The following is a 17,906-nucleotide window of genomic DNA, read 5'->3' as shown; positions in this document are numbered from 1 at the left end:
CTAGTCGCGCTCCGAGGCAGCTGCGACTTCCGACCGCTCGAAGTAGACGCGCTCGATGCGTCGCCGGCGCACGTGCTCGACGACGATCCGGAATCCAGAGTGCGACGTCGCCTCGCCGGAGCGCGGTACTCGGCCGAATAACGCGTACACGAGGCCACCTACCGTCGTCACATCGTCAACGCCAAAGTCGACGTTCAGTCGCTCACTCAATTCGTCCACGGGCAGTCCACCGGACACCCAATAGCGCGAGTTCCCTTCTTGCTGAATCTGCGGCTCTTCGACGTCGTACTCGTCGCGAATTTCGCCGACGATTACTTCGAGAATATCCTCGATGGTCACGAGTCCAGCGGTGCCGCCATACTCATCGCTCACGATGGCGATGTGTGTGCGACTTGCCTGGAATTCGCGCAGTTGGGCATCGATGCGCTTGGACACAGGAATGAACGCCGACGGACGCACCAGCGACAGCCAGCCCGCCGCGGGTTCGTCGTCGGCGACGATTGCCGGCAGAACGTCCTTGGCGTAGAGAATGCCCGTCACTTCGTCGAGCGTATCGCGAAACACCGGAAAGCGCGCGTGCTCTGAACTGCGAATGCGGTCGAGCACTTCCGACCACGGCGTCGCCGCATCGATACCGACAATGTCGACGCGCGGCACCATCACTTCCTGCACCTCTGTTTCGCCAAAGGAGAACACGCCGTGGATCAGCGCTTCTTCGGCGGACGACACGTCCGCCTCGGCCGCCACGACCTCGCGGAACTGCTCGGCCGACGTCTCGCGGTCCTCCGCATTCGCCGCCGACGGAGGAATGATCGAATGCAGTGCGCGGTCGATGACGGTGCCGAGAGCGACCGCCGGGCTCAGTAATACCGCAACGCCCTTTGCCATGGGCGCGAGGCGAGTGAACATCGCCTGTGGCACGGAGTAGCCCACGGCGCGGCCGACACCCTCGGCGAGCGTCGTCACGACACACGCCACCAGTGCGGTCAGCGCGATACGCGGTACAAGGTCGAATGATGACAGCAACAGCGCCTGCGATAGTGCGGCGCCGGCGGCGATGTATGCCACAACGCGCCCCATCGAGAGCGCGCGATGAAAGCGCTCGCGTTCAGCGAATGCCGCGGTCGAGATTGACGAGCCTTCCGACGCGTGAAATGCGAGCAACGCACTGTCCGCGGTGGCGAACAGCGTGGCGATCACTGCCGAGCCGATGCCGATCAGCCAGGCTTCGAATGTCGTCATCGACGCGATCCTGACGTCGTCACGATGCGGCGGAGGAGTCGCTCCTGTCGCCGCCACATGTCCGATGCTTCGCGCGTTTCGTCCTCGGGATGATCGTAGCCAAGAATGTGCAGGATTCCGTGCACGACGAGTCGGGCGACTTCCTCTCGAACGCTGCCGCGGTGCGCATGAGCGTTCTCACGTGCCACATCGATGCAGATGTAGATGTCGCCGATGACTGGATCGGACGGCGTCGCTCGCGTGAACACGAACGAGATGACGTCGGTCGGTCCGGTGTGTCCGAGGTGCGTCCGATTCAGTTTCGCGATCGTCGCGCGATCCACGAACGTGATCGACACGAGTGCGCTGCGAACGCGTTCGTAGCGTAGCGCTGCGCGAGCGATGGACACGACCGCATCTCGGCTCAGCGGTGCACGGACATTGTCCGACGTGACGTCGATGTCGAGGCTCATGCGGACGCGAATTCGGATGTGACGCCACCGCTCGCCGCCGGATAGTCGATGCGGTTGTGGAACATGCCGACGAGCACGCGCGTGAACTCGTCCTTGATCCGTTCGATCTGCCGCAGTGTCAACGGAGCTTCGGCGAGTTGTCCCTGTTCCATGCGCTGACGGACGATGTGTTCGACGACGTCGCGAATACGTTGCGCCGTGGGTTCGTGGAGCACTCGCGTGGACGCTTCGATGCCGTCGGCGAGCATCACGACGGCCGTTTCCGCGCTCTGTGGGAGTGGACCGGGATATACGTATTCAGCTGCGTCGAGAGGCGCGTCGTCACGCTGCCTGGCTTTGTCGAGAAAGTACGAGATAGTGCCCGTGCCGTGATGCTCGGTGATGAAGGCCTGCAACGCGCGCGGAAGTTTGTTGGCGGCCGCAAGCTGGAGTCCTTCCTGAACGTGATCGCGAATGATCTGTGCGCTCGTCTGTGGTCCGAGCACGTCGTGCGGGTTGCGTCCCTTGGCCTGGTTTTCGACGAAATACTGCGGACGCGCAATCTTACCAATGTCGTGATAGTACGCGCCAACCCTGGCGAGTAACGCGTTCGCACCGATCGCGCGGCACGCAGCCTCGGCGAGGTTGGCCACGGCGATCGTGTGCGCATAGGTGCCCGGAGCTTCCAGGCTGAGTCGCTGCAGCAACGGGCGATTGAGATCGGACCATTCGAGCAGGGTGAGATCGGTTTCAATTCCGGTGAACGCCTCGATCATCGGGAGCAGCAGCACTGCAAGCAGCACGCATGCGAGCGCATTCAGAACCCCGAAGCCGGCCGAGATTCCGATTTCCCTTGCCGAGAGGTCGAGTGTCAACCCAATCGCAGCGGCAGTGGCCAGATAGGCGCTGCCGATCGTGAGAATCCACTGATACGACTGATTGCGTCGTCGAATCTCGCCGACTGTCAGTGCCGCGACAGCGCCGCCAACGAGGTTGATGAACAGCGCGTTGGTGCCGCGGTACACGCTCTGTCCGGCGACGAGCGTTGCCAATACCATTGCGGCGATCACGCTGATGCGCCGATCGAACAGGGCGCTCAGAATCACGGCGGCCAGGGCGACCGGCACCAGTTCCGGGTGCACCGGTCGCAACTGCGCGACCAGCGCACCACCGATGACAACGAGCGCCGCAATCGCTGTCACGGCCGCCAGCCATCGAATGTTGATGTACACGGCCGGGCGAAACTTCACGAGTGCCAAGCCGAGCAGTGCGATGAGCAGGAAGTCGAAAATGATCGAGCCGAGTGTGCGGCGCGCTCCGCGTTGACCATCGCGATGCCGGTCGACGGCGTCGTGCAACGCGCGGAGCTGTTCGTTCTGCTCGCGTCCGACGACTTCGTTCGCGCCAATGATTTTCTGTCCGGCGAGAACGTCGTACTTCGCCTCGGAGACTGACCGGCGCACCTCTTCGCGACGTAGCTGCGTCGCCGCATGATCCGGCACGATCGTCGGATGGAAGAACGTTGCGATGAGCCGCATGTACAGCGAGTCGCCCGTCGATGAGCGCGGATCCGGATGGATCAACCGCGCACGCGACACGAGGACGTTGAACGTGGCGACGCTGTCGGCCGGGAGCCGGCGATCCTCGCCTTTCGAGCGGACGACGATCTCGCCGCGCACTGAATCGAACGCACCGGCGCTGGCAACGCCGGCGGTCAGCCATCGATCGAAGACACGAGCGATCGCGCCGAACAGCGCGACGCGATGTCGGTCCGACGCGAGATAGCTCGCCTCGGCGCTGCTGAGTTTGAATCCCCAACTCGCCGCGGCGCGCTGAATTGCCGCCGCCGGCTGCGGCGACGAATTGGCAGCCTGTGTGATCGCCGCGCTGAATGCGCTGAGCGACTGGCGTGCGCTGTCTGATGCGGCCGGAACGAAGTCGTACACCGGCTCGACGCCGCGGAGAATGGCGTCGCGCTCGCTTCGCAATTCTCCGTCCGTTTTCAGAACGCGAAACGCAAACGGCGCGATCACGTTGTCGCTCGCCACGGATCCGACTTCGTAGACGGGAAAGTCGACGGCCGGCGATGCGGGAAAGAGCAAGTAGGTAAGAATCGCGAGCGACACGCCGAGTGCGATGCGTGTGGCGTGGAACGCGAGCGGGCGTTGCCCGAGGCCAATGGCCTCCGGCGCACGCGCAAGCTCCCGGTCCACGCTCACCACAGGCTACTCGCCGCCGTCGGCGGCGTAGGCACGTACGATGTCGCGCACCAAACGGTGACGCACGACGTCGGTCTCGTCGAAGTAGTGGAACGCGATGCCGTCGATCCCTGGAAGGATGCGCTCGACTTGGAGGATTCCAGAATCCTCACGCTTCGGCAAATCAACCTGCGTCTTGTCCGCTGTGATCACCATCTTGGAATTCACGCCGAGGCGCGTGAGCAGCATCTTCATCTGCATCGTCGTCGCGTTCTGCGCTTCATCCACGATCACGAAGGCGTCACCGAGCGTTCGGCCGCGCATGAATGCGAGCGGCGCCACTTCGATTACGCGCTGTTCGAGGGCGCGCTGCACCCGTTCGAGCGGCATCATCTCATCGAGCGCGTCGTACAATGGGCGAAGGTACGGATCGACCTTCGCCTGCATGTCGCCCGGCAGAAAGCCAAGACTTTCGCCAGCTTCGACAGCGGGACGCGCCAGGATGATCCGACGCACTCGTTTTCGTGTCAGCGCGTCGACTGCTGCCGCGACGGCAAGATAGGTCTTGCCGGTTCCGGCCGGTCCAATGCCAACGACGATGTCGTTGTCCTGGATCTTTTGCAGATACTCACCCTGCCCTGGCGTCTTGGGCTGAATGACTTTCCGCATCCCCGGAAGTGCGATGCGCTGCAAGCTGCCGGTGCCGTTGCCGGCATGATCGTCATAGCCCTCCTCGGGCTCACCGCGGTCGACGGCATCGCCCAAACGGAGGACGTCGTCGGGTGTGAGATCGCGGCGTTGGCGCGCGGCTTCGATCATTCGGTTCGCGATGCCGACAGCCCGCTGCACGAACGCCGACGGTCCGGAGATCGTCATTGTGTCGCCGCGCAGCGCCACCTTCACTCCGCCGAGCCGTGACAGCTCGATGAGATTCCCGTCGTTCACGCCGGCCAGCGTGAGTGGGTCGGCGCCTTCGGTCGACAGTTTTTGGGTGACGAGATCGTCACTCACGCTGGTGCGCCCTCGATGCGAATGTGCAAATCAGTCAGGTCCTGTGTTGGAACCGCGGCCGGCGCGCCCTCGAAGAGCGCTCGAGCCGCCGTGGTCTTGGGAAACGCAATGACGTCGCGCAGTGAACCGGCTCCTGCGAGCTGCATGGCCACGCGGTCGAAACCGAGTGCAATGCCACCGTGCGGCGGCGCGCCGGCACGAAGGCCTTCGAGCAAGAAGCCAAAGCGAGCCTGCGCCGTGGCATCGTCGATCCCGAGCAAACCAAACACCCGCTGCTGGAGGCGCGGATCGCTGATACGAATGCTGCCGCCACCGAGCTCCGTGCCATTCAGAACGACGTCATAGGCCTGCGCGCGCGCCTTTTCGGGCGCTGTGTCGAGCAACGGCACGTCCTCGGGAAGCGGCGACGTGAACGGATGGTGCACCGCACCAAGCGCACCCGTGACCGGGTCCTTTTCGAACATCGGAAAGTCCGTGACCCACAAGAAGTGGTTCACGCCCGCAGGAATCATGTTCATACGGCGGGCCACGTCCTGACGAACCCGGTCCAGCGCGGGGCTCGACACGCGGTCGGGGCCTGCGACGAAGAGTGCTAGATCCCCGTCCTGCAATCCGAGCTTGGCCGCCGAATCCTCGGAGAGGAATTTCGCGATCGGGCCTTCGAGCGCGCCGTTGGCGTACTTGAGGCGAAGCAGACCAAGCGCGCCGGCCTTCTTGGCGTCGGCTTCGATTTCGTCCTGGTGCTTGCGCGACAACGCCGCCGCACCGCCAGGAATGCGAATGCCGCGCACACGTCCGCCCTTCTCAAGCGCCGCCTTGGTGATGGCGAAATCGGCGTTGCGGAACACGTCGCTCGCGTCGATGATCTGCAGGTCGTACCGCGTGTCCGGTCGGTCGCAGCCATACCGCTCCATGGCATCGGCATACGTCATCCGCTCGAAACGGTCCGGCACCGCCGACTCCGATTCGCGCCACATCACGCCGATCAGGCCTTCCGTGAGGCGAATGATGTCGTCCTGCGCGACGAACGACGCCTCGATGTCGATCTGCGTGAACTCGGGCTGACGATCCTGGCGGAGATCCTCGTCGCGGAAACAGCGCGCGATCTGGAAATACCGGTCGAAGCCCGAGATCATGAGCAATTGCTTATAGAGCTGCGGCGACTGCGGCAGCGCATAGAACTCGCCCGGATGCACGCGGCTCGGCACGAGGTAGTCGCGCGCGCCTTCGGGCGTTGGCTTGGTCAGAATCGGCGTTTCGATTTCGAAGTAGCCGTGGTCGCTCAGATACCGACGCGTGGCCTGCATCAGTCGGTGGCGCAGGATGATGTTCTCCTGCAACTCCGGTCTGCGAAGGTCGAGAAAGCGATGGCGAAGCCGGAGCTCCTCAGCAGCGAGATTCTCGTTGCGCGCGCGCGCGACCGGAATTGCTGGCGGAGTTGCCGGGCCTACGACCTTGAATCCGGTTGCGCGAATTTCGATGTCGCCTGTAGCCAACTCAGGATTGCGTACTGCCTCGGGGCGAGCGACGACCTCACCCTCGAGCAGAACGACCGACTCGAGTCCTGCCGCTGCGGCCGCTGCGCACACCTCGGCCGAACAGCTCTCCGGATTGAACGACGCTTGGACGATCCCTGCGCGATCGCGCAGATCGATGAACGCGAGTCCGCCAAGGTCACGGCTCTTGTGCACCCAGCCTCCAAGCCGGACGCGCTGTCCGACATCGCTGAGTCGCAGGGAGCCACAAAGGTGTGTACGGTGGGTTGTCGCGAACGGATCGGTCGTCATCGAAGATCGAGAGTGTGAGGGCTCGGCGTCGCGCGCGGCGCGATGCGGGCCGAGTTGCGCCGGGGCCGAGTCAATGGACCATCAGCGCGTCGCGTCGGTTCGACGGACGGCGTAGGAATCGAGCGGGGATGGAAGCAGTTTCTGCTTCGTCGGATGGTCCATTTTCCAGAGGCGGAATCTAGCCCTTCAGGGTGACTGGTGGTAGTGATTCGCTTGACCAGCACGCTGCACGTGGGTAACCTCAAGTATATGTCCCGCTTCATCTTCGCCACGCTCGGTTCGCTCATTCTCACCGCGACCGCCGCGGCGCAACAGGTACCGGGGCGGGACCTGTTCGAGTTTCCGCTCGGTTTGCTGGCCGAAGCCCCTGCCCTGAGTATGCAAATGACAGGCGGGCTCTGGAATCCTGCGACCGCATCGTTACCTGCATCGCGTCGTGCCGCGTTCGGCTTTGCCGCGCTCACTTCGCCTCAAGAGCAGGGTGTGCGCCTGGACATGGTTGGCGGCGCATTCAACATCCGCCCGGCGCTCACGGCGTCGCTGTCCGTCGTCGACGCGTCTGTTGCCGACATCCTCCGAACCGAGACTGATCCGCAGTCCATCGGTGGCGAGATTCCGTACGGCACCACGCTGTTATCAGCGGGATTGGCTGCCGCGCACAAGAATGTCACCGTCGGTGCGGCGCTGCGATATCGCTGGGGGACGTCGGATTCCGAACATCGAGGCGCGGCTGCGCTCGACGGCGGGATGGTGGTTGACGGGATCGGCGTGGTTCCGGTGCGCCTCGCGCTGTCGACGTTTCTGTTCACGCCCAACCGTCGGGACGAAGCCAGCTACCTTGCCGCAGCAGACATCCCGGTGGTGGTTCGCGATTCGACGTTCTCGCTTCGTACCGGCTATTCGTACAACCACACCGAAGGGCGTGGTCGAGAGGACTACCTTTTCGGTACCTCGCGCTACCGGCAGCTGGACATCAGCGCAGGCATTCTTCGCAATCTGATGTTCGGAAATACGAGCCGAAGCTGGCGGTTGGGCTGCGGTCTGCACTATGCGGGTTACACGCTCGCGATCGGTCGCGAGGACGGTGCTGCCGGGCTCGGCGCGAGCTACCAATTCCTGTTTACGCGAGTGATGAAGTGAGCGGTAAAGCGACGAAGGTCAATCTCCTCGACTTCACTCCGGCTCAGGCGCATGAGCGCTTGGCGGAGTCGTTTCGTCGCATGGGTGCACCAGCATATCGCGCGACTCAGGTTGTTCGCCGGTTATGGCTGAATCCGGCGCCCACGTTCGAGGCGATGACAGAACTGCCAAAGGCAATGCGCGATGCGCTCGCCGAGGAGTTCGACCTGCCCCGTCTCGAGATCGCGGCGCGGCAAAAGTCCATCGACGGAACCGAGAAGTTTCTGTTCCGACTCCACGACAACGAGGCCATCGAAACGGTCGCCATTCCCGACGGCGACCGAATGACGCTCTGCATTTCTTCGCAGGCTGGATGCGCGCTGCAGTGCGCGTTCTGCGCGACAGGCGCCATGGGATTTAGTCGCAACCTGACACCATTTGAGATTGCTGGTCAGGTCCGCGAGATGCGATTGCTCGACCCGCCGATTCAGGTGACGAACATCGTCTTCATGGGCATGGGCGAACCGCTCATGAACTGGAAGTCGGTAGATCCAACGCTCACGATTCTCAACGATCCCAACGGACTCGGGATCGGCGCCCGACACATCACGATTTCAACCGTCGGCATTTTGCCGGGCATCGTTGCGCTGGGTGAACGCCCGGAGCAGTTCAGGCTCGCGATCTCGATTCACGCGCCGAACGAAGCGCTCCGTCGCGAGCTGATGCCCATCAACACCAAGTATCCGCTGGCGGACGTGATCCAGGCCGCGAAGGTGTTCGATCGACGCGTGACGTTCGAATATGTCATGCTCGGCGGAGTGAACGACGCCATCGAGCACGCGATTCAGCTCGGACGACTCGCGCAGGAGTGTCGCGCGTTTGTGAATCTCATTCCCTTGCATCCGGGCGGATCGCGCGGCTTCACGCCAACACCCAGCGACCGCATTCGAGTATTCTCGAAAGAGCTTCGCAAGCAGGGAGTGGAAGTCGCCGTGCGAAAGAGTCGCGGGATCGACATCTCCGCCGCGTGCGGTCAGCTACGGGTAGAACGGCTCGGCCGGCGGTCGCCAGGACGTGCCGAGAATGATGGCGATGTCCAGGTAGCGTGAACTGTCGGTGCGCGTTTCGACGCGCGCCGGAGCGAGCACCTTCGCCACACGATTCGCCCAATCGGGGTGACCGGAGAGATCGAGGACGATCGTCGTATCAGCGCCCTGATTGACGGTTCCCATTTCGAGAACGTCAAAGCCGCGATCGCGGAGCACCATCGTCGCGCGACGAGCCAGGCCGCGAACCGTCGTGCCGTTGAGCACCTGCACGCGCACCCGAACGCCGTCGGGCGCGCGCACGCCGGACGTCACGCGGGGGGCGGATCTTGCGGCCGCGGGTTGAGATCGACTGAACCGCGCGACGACGACGCTTGCCACGACGACGATTGCGGCAAGTCCTGCCACCAGCACCCAGGTTCGCTTCACCGGAATGAATTCCAGAGCGATACGGTTTCTGGAAAGAGCGAGTGTCCTTCGTGCAACGACCACTCGAGCTTTGCGCGCACGACCTGCTCGAACACCCCGTCGAAATCGCTCGGGACCTGCGCGGCCAAGAAAGCGCGGCTGCGCTTGGAGAAGCTGCGGCCCGGTTCGAGGAAGTCGGCCATGTAGAGCGCGCGTCCCGTTCGATCCCAGTCGAGATAGCCGATGGTGTGATACCGAACTGCATCGAGTAGCCCGCGACGCGTTTCACCGTCGCGCTCCATGCGCGCAGCGGCGGCTGGGCCGTGGAGCATCTGTGGCTCGTACGTCACGTTGCCAACGAGTGCGCGCAATTCGCTGTCCGGTGCGTCCTTGAGCGCATCGTGATAGCGGCCGGCGTCGATCCACGCCAAGCGTTCGTCTGCGGACACATTCAACGCATTCGCCCATTCGGCGAGGAGTGCGGTCACGCGACCGATGTGTCCCCTCCGCTTTTCCGTCACCTGTGCCCACGACGGAAGCTCCAACGTCACCGGCTTCGTGCTTTTCTCGATGGTGTAGGTCATTCGCCGCCTCGCAATTCGGCGAGCTCGCGCCGCCAGAAGTCCCGGTTTGGAAGTTCTCGGTGTGGAACCTGAAAATCCGGTTCCGACACAGTCTGACGATCGAGATAGACGATGTCGAGATCGATCGTGCGTGGCGCCCACCGCGCCTCGCGGGTACGTCCCGCCGCAAGCTCGATGCCCTGAAGCTGCGCCAGTAGGTCGCGCGGCGAGAGTGTCGTCTGGAGCGCGATCATCTGGTTGAGATACGGACCCTGTGGAATCTCGCCGAGTGGCGCCGTCTCTTCGATGGACGACTCGGCGATCACCATCGTGTCAGGGATGTTCGCCAATGCCTCGCGAGCCCGGGCGAGGTGATCCTGGCGATCTCCGAGGTTCGACCCGAGGGCGACGTAAGCAACGTCAACCATTCGCGTCACGCTCGACTACGACCTCGGCATAGGCGACTGGGCCAGGCATTGCGACGTGCGGCTTTCGAACCGCGACGCGCGCCGACTGAATCCGAGTGTTGTGAGCGAGCGCTCGCTGCACCACGCGTTCAGCGATCTCCTCGAGAAAGTCGATCGGCCCGGCGGCGAGTGTCTCGGCCGTCAGCGAATACAACTCGCGATAGTCGATGATCGCGTCGCCGGCGCCGACGCGCACAATGAGGTCGATTTCGATCGGCTGCGGCACCGTGCGCTCGTGCGGAAGAATTCCCACGAGCGCATGGAAGCGCATCCCACGAAGTGAGACTTCCTGCATGGTGCTCGCCCTCAGGCTGCGTCGATGGCCGACCGCAGTGACGACAAAAGAGCGACCGCGCTGTCGACGCTCTCGCCGGCCGCGCGAACGAGCGCGCTGCCAACGACCACGCCATCCGCTACGCGCGCTACCGCCGCTGCCTGATCCGGGCGCGAAACGCCAAAGCCAACGCAGACGGGAAGCGTCGCGGCACTCCGTAAGCGGGCGACGGTTTCCGGAAGCTCAGGCGGAAGATCGTCCCGCATGCCGGTGACGCCGAGTCGGCTGATCAGGTAGACGAACCCACTGCCGTGCGCCGCGATCTCGCGCATCCGTTCCACTGGTGTAGTCGGGGCAACGAGTCGGATGAATGCGAGCGGGCCGTCGCCAACCCATGCTTCGCGCGCCGGATCCGAGCCCACTGGAAGATCTGTGACGAGGATGCCGGAGAAGCCTGCTTCGGCGGCACGCCGCAACGCGTCGTCGCCGGCAGCGATCACAGGATTCAAATAGCTGAACAGAACGAGCGGCACCTGCACGCGAGCGCGATGGACCAACTCCAGCAGCCGGTCGAAGTTCATTCCCTGCTCGAGCGCGCGCTGCGAGCTCGCCTGAATGATCGGACCGTCCGCCATTGGATCGGAGAACGGAAGTCCGAGCTCGATCACGTCAGCGCCGGCGCCCTCGAGTCCTTGAAGCAGCGCGATGGTCTGCTCGGTATCGGGGTGACCCGCGGTGATATACGGGACAAGTGCGCGTCGCCCGGCTGTCTTCAGCTCGGCGAAGCGACGTTCGATCGAATCACGTGAAGTAATCACCGACGCGGATGCCATATCGATCAGGGTTTTCGGTCTTGATGATCGTGCGGAGGAAATCGCCATCGGGCGTTCGATCCGCCAGATCGGCGAGTGTTCCGGGATGCATCAAGTTACCCTGGGTATCGCTGATCACGCGTACGATCGGTCGCGACAGCATGTCCTGGAGCGGGTTCACCGCGTGGACGATTCCCAGCTCGAAGGTATCGAGCACGACCAGCGTGCCCACGGGGTAAATGCCCGTCAGGTTGATGAACGCTTTGACGATCACCGGGTCCATTCCACGGCGCGCGTTGTCACGCATCTCGAGCATGACCTGCGCCGGTGTGTACGGCACCGTCTGATACGACCGTCGCGATGTTGCGGCGTCGAATCCATCGGCAATCGCAACGATCTTGCTGAAGACACTCAGCTCGCGCGGACGAATCGGCTTCGGGTACCCGGTCAGATCGTGCTTCATGTGGTGCTCGTGCGCCACGACCATCGACCGATACGGCAACTCCTGCGTTCCGCGCACCTGAAATAGCGACAGAACGCCCAGCCACGGATGCGAGGCGATCAGCCGCCACTCGTCGTCGCTCAGGCCGTTCGTTTTGTTCAGAACTTCCTGCGGTACGCGCGACTTGCCGATATCGTGAAAGAGCGCGGCCATGCCGAGGTCGTAGAGCTGGATCTTGTTCAGTCCGAGACGCTTTCCCAGCGCCACCGAGAAGATGCAGACATTCACGCTGTGCGTGAATGTGTACTCGTCGTAGTCGCGGATCGTCGTCAGCCCGATGAGAGAAGTCTCTTCGGTGAGGATCTGATCCACAATTCCCTGAATGACGCGCTTGATCTTCTTGATGTTCGGGCTGGTACCCATACGCACTGACGACATCAGGTCGCGCGTCGCGACGACAGATTGAGCGTACGTTCGTTTGGCGCGTTCCTTCGCCTTCTCCAGCGAGTCGGACCCCTGCTCAGTGGGCGCCGACAGCGTGAACGCCTGAACGCCCGCGTTTTCCAGCTTTTCTGTCAGCTGGTTGCGGCGGTCTGCCGGATCTTCTGGACCCGCGGCCTGAAGCAGCGAGAGAAAGATGAGCCAATCCTTCGGCCCCACCGCCTGCACGACGCTCAGCGTGCCGATTCCGGCCGCGCGAAACAGCGACAGGAGGTGGCTGAAGCTCGCGAAGTTGTCCAGGTCGAGGCGAAGACGCGTGGAATTCACGAAGATGAACTCGCCCGAGATCTTGAGCTCGAGTTCTCCTTCGCTGCCCACGAGTTCCCTCGTGTGATTCGTCAGCTCGGCGAGCGCCTTCTGCACCGCGTCGTTTTCGGGCGGATACAACTTCACAGCCCGCAGCGCACCGTACACCGTGAAAATCAGCTGACGTCCCGCGCGCCGAATGAACGACTCCGCAGCGGCGTCAGAGGACGGCACCACAGAAGCCGCGGATCGCGAAGGCGTTTGTGGTTCGGTCACGGCGCGGACGCTCCACCACGAAGCGCACGTGTCACCGCGTTGCGCACAACGATGTCCTTTTCCGCCGCCGACTTTCGCAGCGTTTCCATCGCTCTGTCGGTTCCCACGCGGCCGAGCGCAATCGCAGCGCACGCGCGAATCTCCGGCTCTTCACGTCGGCCGAGAAACCCCTTGCCGTTCAGCATTGCGTCGAGCTGCGAGATTCCGGCATCGCCGCAGAGCGATCCGTACGCCTCGAAGAACGCCATCTTCTCCGTGAGGTCGGCTTCGCGAAGTGCTTTGCCTTTGACGACCGTCTCCAGCCGACTGAGCACCGGACGATACGTGTGCGATGTCATCGCGCGAATCGCGGCGATGCGTACGTCGCGGTCGGCATCCTCGATGATTCGCTCGAGCCCTTGCAGTGCACCGGGCGATCCAATTTCCGCCAACGCTTGCGTGGCGAGCAGACGGCGCGCCGGCTCGGGCTCACCGAGAATCTTGCTCAACGACAACACGGCTGCCTGCGCCTTGAGCGCACCCGCGCGACGAATGGCAGCCGACGACACCTCGGGATCCGGCGACTGGACGAGTCGCACGAGCTCCGCGGTGTTAGCGCCGGCAAGTCGATTGGCGGCGGAATCCAACAAGGGCCGCAGGCGCTCGTTCCGGCTCTTTGCCGTCCACTGAAAGACTGTCGCCAGCGCGGCGGGCCGCAGCTGATCGAACAGTTCCGCGAGCTCGTCGCCCGGCGGAAGGCTGGGCGTGTCATCGAGCGCCTGAAAGAGCTGAGCGAGCGTATCGGGAGCGCTGATGCGCTCGGGAAGCTGCGTCAGGCGTGTGCGATGCTCCGCGGCGATAGATGTCGAACGGCCGATGGCGACCTGCGTTTCTCGAAGCAGGCGCGCGACGCCGCGAAAGTGTCCGGCCGTGAGCATGTAGACCATCACAGTTTCCAGATGGTCGATTACTTCCGAGCGAACGGTCGCGTCGTCCTGCGCCTCGAAGATGTCGTACAACACGGCGACGATATTCGTCCGCAGGTCCTGCCTGTATTCGCGCTCGATCTCCGCGTGGACGTACTCGATTTCTCGTTCGTCGAGGAAATAGAGTGTGGCGTCGAAGTCGGACATGTTCACGAACCCCGGGGCTTTCGACTCCGCGACCGCGTCCCGGGTAGAACGCTGAATGTCCGACGCGCTGACGGGCGCTGAGGTGCCGCCATCGGTGAGTTCGCCGCCGCCGCCTTCCTGGAGCAGATCGACGTACTTGTATTTCAAGAACGTGAAATCCGCTTCCCAGAGCATGGTCACGAGATCGTCTTCGTCGGCCGAGCCCTTACGCGCGCGCTGAACGATCTGCAGCAGTTTGACGACTTCGGATTCTTCGAAGCCGGTGGCGAAGTTCAATTCGCGGATGCCGTCCTTGTAGAACAGCCACGCGAGATTGTCCGGCGACTTCCCACCTCCGGTACCCTCGCTGCCCCCGCCGGCGACGACGGCGTCGAACCACCGGATTTCGTGCTCGTTGATCGTGAGCGGAAGCTCCTCCGTCTCCTGCCATACCGGGCCGAATCCGCCGCGAAGCGTATCGATCGCGTTTTTGTAGATCGGATTGTTCGGCAGGTACAGCTGTTGAGCGCGGGCGGCCTTTGACACGAGCCGCAACAGCTCTTCGACGCGCGACGGCGAAAAGGGCGGCTCGAGAGGCTCCGGCTCGTGCAGCTGTCCGAGCGCCGACGAGGACGGGGGGGAGGTCACGTTCACAAGATATTCATTTCACTCACTTGCGCCACGTCCTTATCGCCGCGCCCACTAACGCAAAGAAGCACTGCATCATCTTTCGCCCATCGGCCCTTTTGCGACGTGATCCAACTCACGGCGTGGGCGGTTTCGAGTGCTGGAATAATCCCTTCAAGGCGGCTCAGAAGTTGGAATCCTTCGAGTGCCGCCGTATCCGAGACGGCTACGTACTCCGCGCGCCCGCTGTCCTTGAGGAACGCGTGCTCCGGACCAACGCCTGGATAGTCCAAGCCCGCCGAGATCGAGTGCGCCGGGTGCACCTGGCCGTACTCGTCCTGTAAGAGATAACTCAACGACCCGTGTAGCACGCCGGGGCGGCCACGCGTCAGCGACGCGGAATGATGACCGCTGTCGAGCCCTTCGCCCGCCGCTTCCACGCCGATCAGTTCTACGTCGCGATCATCGACGAACGCGTGAAAGGCGCCCATCGCGTTCGAGCCGCCGCCAACACATGCCACAACAGTTTTCGGCAACCGGCCGATCCGTTCGAGCAGCTGCGCGCGCGCTTCGCGACCAATCACGGACTGAAAGTCGCGAACCATCCGCGGATACGGCGCCGGCCCGACGACGGATCCGATGATGTAGTACGTGTCATTGACGTTCGTGACCCAGTCGCGAATCGCTTCAGTCGTCGCGTCCTTGAGCGTACGCGTGCCACTCGACACTCCCACGACCGTGGCGCCGAGCAGTTTCATGCGGAAGACGTTCAGCGACTGCCGCCGCATATCCTCCTCGCCCATGTACACGACGCACTGCAAGCCGTATCGAGCACACACCGTCGCCGTGGCCACGCCATGCTGCCCTGCCCCGGTCTCGGCGATGATCCGCTTCTTACCCATCCGCCGTGCGAGCAGCACCTGACCGACGGTGTTGTTGATCTTGTGCGCGCCCGTGTGATTGAGATCCTCGCGCTTCAACCACACCTGCGCGCCGACGTGCTCCGAAAAGCGCGGCGCGCTGCTCAGCGCCGACGGCCGGCCCACGTAGTTGGTCAACATCTCCGTGAGCTCGGCGATGAACGACGGATCGCGACGTGCGTCGTCGTAGGCGCGTTCGAGCGCGTCGATGGCGGGAATGAGCGTTTCGGGTACGTACCGTCCGCCGAAGGCGCCAAATCGGTCGTTGATGACTGTGGTCATTTATGAAGAGAAGCTTCGACAGCGTCGCGGAAAGCCCGCATCCGATCGTGATCTTTAATTCCGGGAGCGCTTTCCACTCCCGATGAAACGTCTACGACATCCGGAGCGAGCGTCGCGATGGCTCGCCCGACATTCTCCGGACGAAGACCGCCGGCGAGAATCACAGGTCGCTTGCGCGCCTGTAGCCCCGCGAAATCTTGCGCAATGTCGTCCCAGGGCAGCGTGATTCCCGTTCCGCCCAGCGCGCCTGGTGCAAACGCGTCGATCAGAATGCCGTCTCCGATGTCGATTGAATCGTCGACGTTCGACAGCAGAGTGGCGGACGAGACGCGGCGAACGATCCAGATCGAGCCCGCGAAGTCGCGACGAATGGCTTCCACGCGCTCGCGGCCATTCTCGCCGTGCAATTGTACCACTCGCAACTGAAGCCAATCGGCGGCGCGAGTGATTTCGTCTACTGTCTGGTCGCCGAACACGCCAACGCGCCCCACCTGACTGGGTACGGGTGCAAGAACTTCCATGGCCTGCGCGAGCGTGAGCGCTCTGGGGCCGCCGGCGAAAATGACGCCCGTGTATTTCGCGCCTAACGACGCCGCGAAGTCTGCGTCGTCAGCGCGCGTGAGCCCGCAGAATTTGATCTCAGTCGGCACGGGATGTCCGCGGCACGCTGGCCAGGACGCGGACCGCTTCGGCGGGATCGTCCGCGGCGGAAATCGCCGAGCCTACGAGTACGGCATCGGCGCCACACAACGCGACGCGTTCGACGTCGTATCGACCGCTCACGCCACTTTCGGCAATGGCAATCACCGAGGCCGGAATGAGGCCCAGCATTCTCTCGGACGTCGCCGGATCGATGGCCAGCGTCTCGAGATTCCGGTTGTTGATTCCGACCACGACCGCCCCGCAATCGAGCGCCCGCTGCAGTTCGTCCTCGTCGCGCACTTCGACCAGCGTCTCGAGATGAAGACCTCGAGCTGCCTCCATCATTTCTCGTAGACCACTCGGCGACAGTGCTCGTGCGATGAGCAACGCGGCCGACGCGCCGAGCGCACGCGCTTCGACGAGTTGAACGGGGTGAACGTGGAAGTCCTTTTTCAGTGCGGGGATAGCCACCGCAGCTCGAATCGAGATGAGGTCCTCCGTCGAGCCGCCAAAGTGCAGCGGCTCGGTCAGCACCGAGATCGCCGCGGCCCCGCCGCGTTCATATGATCTCGCCTGCTCCGCCGCCGTGATGTTCTGATTGATCCATCCCTTGGACGGCGAGCGGCGCTTGACCTCTGCGATCACGGCGACGTTGGGACCCCGCAGCGCCTCGGCAAAACCCGGAGCTGCTGGAGCGTCTGACGCCATGCGCTCGAGCGACGCTTCGGTTGCGCGAAGCGTCTCAATGCGGGCCTGCGCCTCGGCGACGATCTGGCCGAGGGTGCCGGTGGGAGGCGTCCAGACAGGAGAAGCTTGCACTTCGGTCCTTGTTCGGATATAGTATTTCGGGGCTTATTCGGGCGAGCGGTTTCGTCGCCACTACCTCGTAAGCTGAACCAGGGTCTCAGCCTATGCCGCTCACGAAGCGCCAGCGCGAAATACTAAACTATCTCACGGTCTACTCCGAACAAAACGGCTTTGCGCCGAGCTTCGAGGAGATTGCTGAGACCTTCGACTACAACTCGCTCGCGACGGTGCACGAGCACCTCACGAATCTCGAGCGCAAAGGCTACATCAAGCGCAGCTACAACGAGAGTCGCGCCATCGAGATCCTGCCCAGCGAGGCGGCGCCCAAGGCCATCGAACTTCCATTGCTCGGCAGCGTGGCGGCCGGCGTCCCGATCGAGGCGCTCGAGTTCAACGAGACCTTCTCGGTCCCGGAAACGTTCGTTGGGCGAGGCGGCGGTCACTACGTTCTGCGCGTCCGCGGCAACTCCATGGTCGACGAGCAGATTCGCGACGGTGACTTCGTCGTCATCAACGAACGTCAGCGCGCCGACAACGGCGAAATGGTCATCGCGCTCGTCAACGGCACGTCGGCCACGGTCAAGAAGTACTACCGCGAGCGCGACGGTCGCATTCGCCTTCAGCCAGCGAACGAGACGATGCAGCCGATGTACGTGCACGAGAACGACGTCACCATACAAGGCATCGTCGTTGGGGTAATGCGGCGCTACTGAG

General features: G+C 63.2%; 18 protein-coding genes. 3 read left to right on the top strand and 15 right to left on the bottom strand.

All coding sequences use genetic code 11. From position 1 onward, the window contains the following. The 5 genes from AC6H4Z_RS12975 to aspS are packed head-to-tail and all read right to left on the bottom strand — an operon-like array spanning nucleotide 1 to nucleotide 6,669. A complete protein-coding gene (locus AC6H4Z_RS12975; protein WP_497542387.1) occupies nucleotides 1–1,242 on the bottom strand; it encodes a hemolysin family protein in 1,242 nt (413 codons plus the stop codon). Then, nucleotides 1,239–1,694, bottom strand: a complete 456-nt coding sequence (ybeY, locus tag AC6H4Z_RS12970; protein ID WP_497542386.1) for an rRNA maturation RNase YbeY — start codon at nucleotides 1,692–1,694, stop codon at nucleotides 1,239–1,241. Before ybeY ends, AC6H4Z_RS12975 begins: the two co-directional genes overlap by 4 nt. Further along, nucleotides 1,691–3,892, bottom strand: a complete 2,202-nt coding sequence (locus tag AC6H4Z_RS12965; RefSeq protein WP_497542385.1) for an HD family phosphohydrolase — start codon at nucleotides 3,890–3,892, stop codon at nucleotides 1,691–1,693. The genes ybeY and AC6H4Z_RS12965 overlap by 4 nt, the downstream gene beginning before the upstream one ends. Nucleotides 3,893–3,898: 6 nt before the next feature. Further along, the gene (locus AC6H4Z_RS12960) at nucleotides 3,899–4,882 is read right to left on the bottom strand and encodes a PhoH family protein (protein ID WP_497542384.1); all 984 of its coding nucleotides are present in this window, start codon (nucleotides 4,880–4,882) and stop codon (nucleotides 3,899–3,901) included. After that, nucleotides 4,879–6,669, bottom strand: coding sequence for an aspartate--tRNA ligase (gene aspS / locus AC6H4Z_RS12955; protein ID WP_497542383.1), 1,791 nt, complete (start codon nucleotides 6,667–6,669; stop codon nucleotides 4,879–4,881). Before aspS ends, AC6H4Z_RS12960 begins: the two co-directional genes overlap by 4 nt. A gap of 198 nt (nucleotides 6,670–6,867) precedes the next feature. Between aspS and AC6H4Z_RS12950 the strand changes: the two genes are divergently transcribed. Next, nucleotides 6,868–7,809, top strand: coding sequence for a hypothetical protein (locus tag AC6H4Z_RS12950; RefSeq protein ID WP_497542382.1), 942 nt, complete (start codon nucleotides 6,868–6,870; stop codon nucleotides 7,807–7,809). After that, nucleotides 7,806–8,897, top strand: coding sequence for a dual-specificity RNA methyltransferase RlmN (gene rlmN, locus AC6H4Z_RS12945; protein WP_497542381.1), 1,092 nt, complete (start codon nucleotides 7,806–7,808; stop codon nucleotides 8,895–8,897). The genes AC6H4Z_RS12950 and rlmN overlap by 4 nt, the downstream gene beginning before the upstream one ends. Here rlmN and AC6H4Z_RS12940 read toward each other — a convergent pair. The 10 genes from AC6H4Z_RS12940 to AC6H4Z_RS12895 are packed head-to-tail and all read right to left on the bottom strand — an operon-like array spanning nucleotide 8,826 to nucleotide 17,156. Further along, complete coding sequence (locus tag AC6H4Z_RS12940; RefSeq protein ID WP_497542380.1) at nucleotides 8,826–9,263, bottom strand: LytR C-terminal domain-containing protein; 438 nt, start codon at nucleotides 9,261–9,263, stop codon at nucleotides 8,826–8,828. The two genes, rlmN and AC6H4Z_RS12940, sit on opposite strands and share 72 nt — an antisense overlap. Further along, nucleotides 9,260–9,826 (bottom strand): HD domain-containing protein, encoded by a 567-nt coding sequence (locus AC6H4Z_RS12935; protein ID WP_497542379.1) that lies wholly within the window; start codon nucleotides 9,824–9,826, stop codon nucleotides 9,260–9,262. The genes AC6H4Z_RS12940 and AC6H4Z_RS12935 overlap by 4 nt, the downstream gene beginning before the upstream one ends. Continuing rightward, entirely contained in the window at nucleotides 9,823–10,233 is a 411-nt protein-coding gene (gene folK / locus AC6H4Z_RS12930; RefSeq protein WP_497542378.1) for a 2-amino-4-hydroxy-6-hydroxymethyldihydropteridine diphosphokinase, read from the bottom strand. Before folK ends, AC6H4Z_RS12935 begins: the two co-directional genes overlap by 4 nt. Continuing rightward, nucleotides 10,226–10,567: a dihydroneopterin aldolase gene (locus AC6H4Z_RS12925; RefSeq protein ID WP_497542377.1), complete on the bottom strand. Its 342-nt coding sequence runs from the start codon at nucleotides 10,565–10,567 to the stop codon at nucleotides 10,226–10,228. Before AC6H4Z_RS12925 ends, folK begins: the two co-directional genes overlap by 8 nt. Before the next feature lie 11 nt (nucleotides 10,568–10,578). Beyond that, entirely contained in the window at nucleotides 10,579–11,364 is a 786-nt protein-coding gene (gene trpA, locus AC6H4Z_RS12920; RefSeq protein ID WP_497542376.1) for a tryptophan synthase subunit alpha, read from the bottom strand. Further along, nucleotides 11,348–12,781 (bottom strand): HD-GYP domain-containing protein, encoded by a 1,434-nt coding sequence (locus tag AC6H4Z_RS12915; RefSeq protein WP_497542375.1) that lies wholly within the window; start codon nucleotides 12,779–12,781, stop codon nucleotides 11,348–11,350. The genes trpA and AC6H4Z_RS12915 overlap by 17 nt, the downstream gene beginning before the upstream one ends. 38 nt (nucleotides 12,782–12,819) lie before the next feature. Next, nucleotides 12,820–14,562: a HEAT repeat domain-containing protein gene (locus AC6H4Z_RS12910; RefSeq protein WP_497542374.1), complete on the bottom strand. Its 1,743-nt coding sequence runs from the start codon at nucleotides 14,560–14,562 to the stop codon at nucleotides 12,820–12,822. A 2-nt stretch (nucleotides 14,563–14,564) separates the two neighbouring features. After that, nucleotides 14,565–15,743 carry a tryptophan synthase subunit beta gene (gene trpB / locus AC6H4Z_RS12905; protein WP_497542373.1) on the bottom strand — a complete coding sequence of 393 codons (1,179 nt, stop codon included), beginning with the start codon at nucleotides 15,741–15,743 and terminating at the stop codon, nucleotides 14,565–14,567. Continuing rightward, nucleotides 15,740–16,393 (bottom strand): phosphoribosylanthranilate isomerase, encoded by a 654-nt coding sequence (locus AC6H4Z_RS12900; protein ID WP_497542372.1) that lies wholly within the window; start codon nucleotides 16,391–16,393, stop codon nucleotides 15,740–15,742. The genes trpB and AC6H4Z_RS12900 overlap by 4 nt, the downstream gene beginning before the upstream one ends. Then, nucleotides 16,383–17,156, bottom strand: coding sequence for an indole-3-glycerol phosphate synthase TrpC (locus AC6H4Z_RS12895; protein ID WP_497547043.1), 774 nt, complete (start codon nucleotides 17,154–17,156; stop codon nucleotides 16,383–16,385). Before AC6H4Z_RS12895 ends, AC6H4Z_RS12900 begins: the two co-directional genes overlap by 11 nt. A gap of 140 nt (nucleotides 17,157–17,296) precedes the next feature. Here AC6H4Z_RS12895 and lexA point away from each other — a divergent pair, with 140 nt between their 5' ends. Continuing rightward, complete coding sequence (lexA, locus tag AC6H4Z_RS12890) at nucleotides 17,297–17,905, top strand: transcriptional repressor LexA (RefSeq protein WP_497542371.1); 609 nt, start codon at nucleotides 17,297–17,299, stop codon at nucleotides 17,903–17,905. Nucleotide 17,906: the final 1 nt, after the last annotated feature.

This window comes from Leucogemmata humicola, from assembly GCF_055379415.1.
This window is presented reverse-complemented; position numbering and strand designations above follow the sequence as displayed.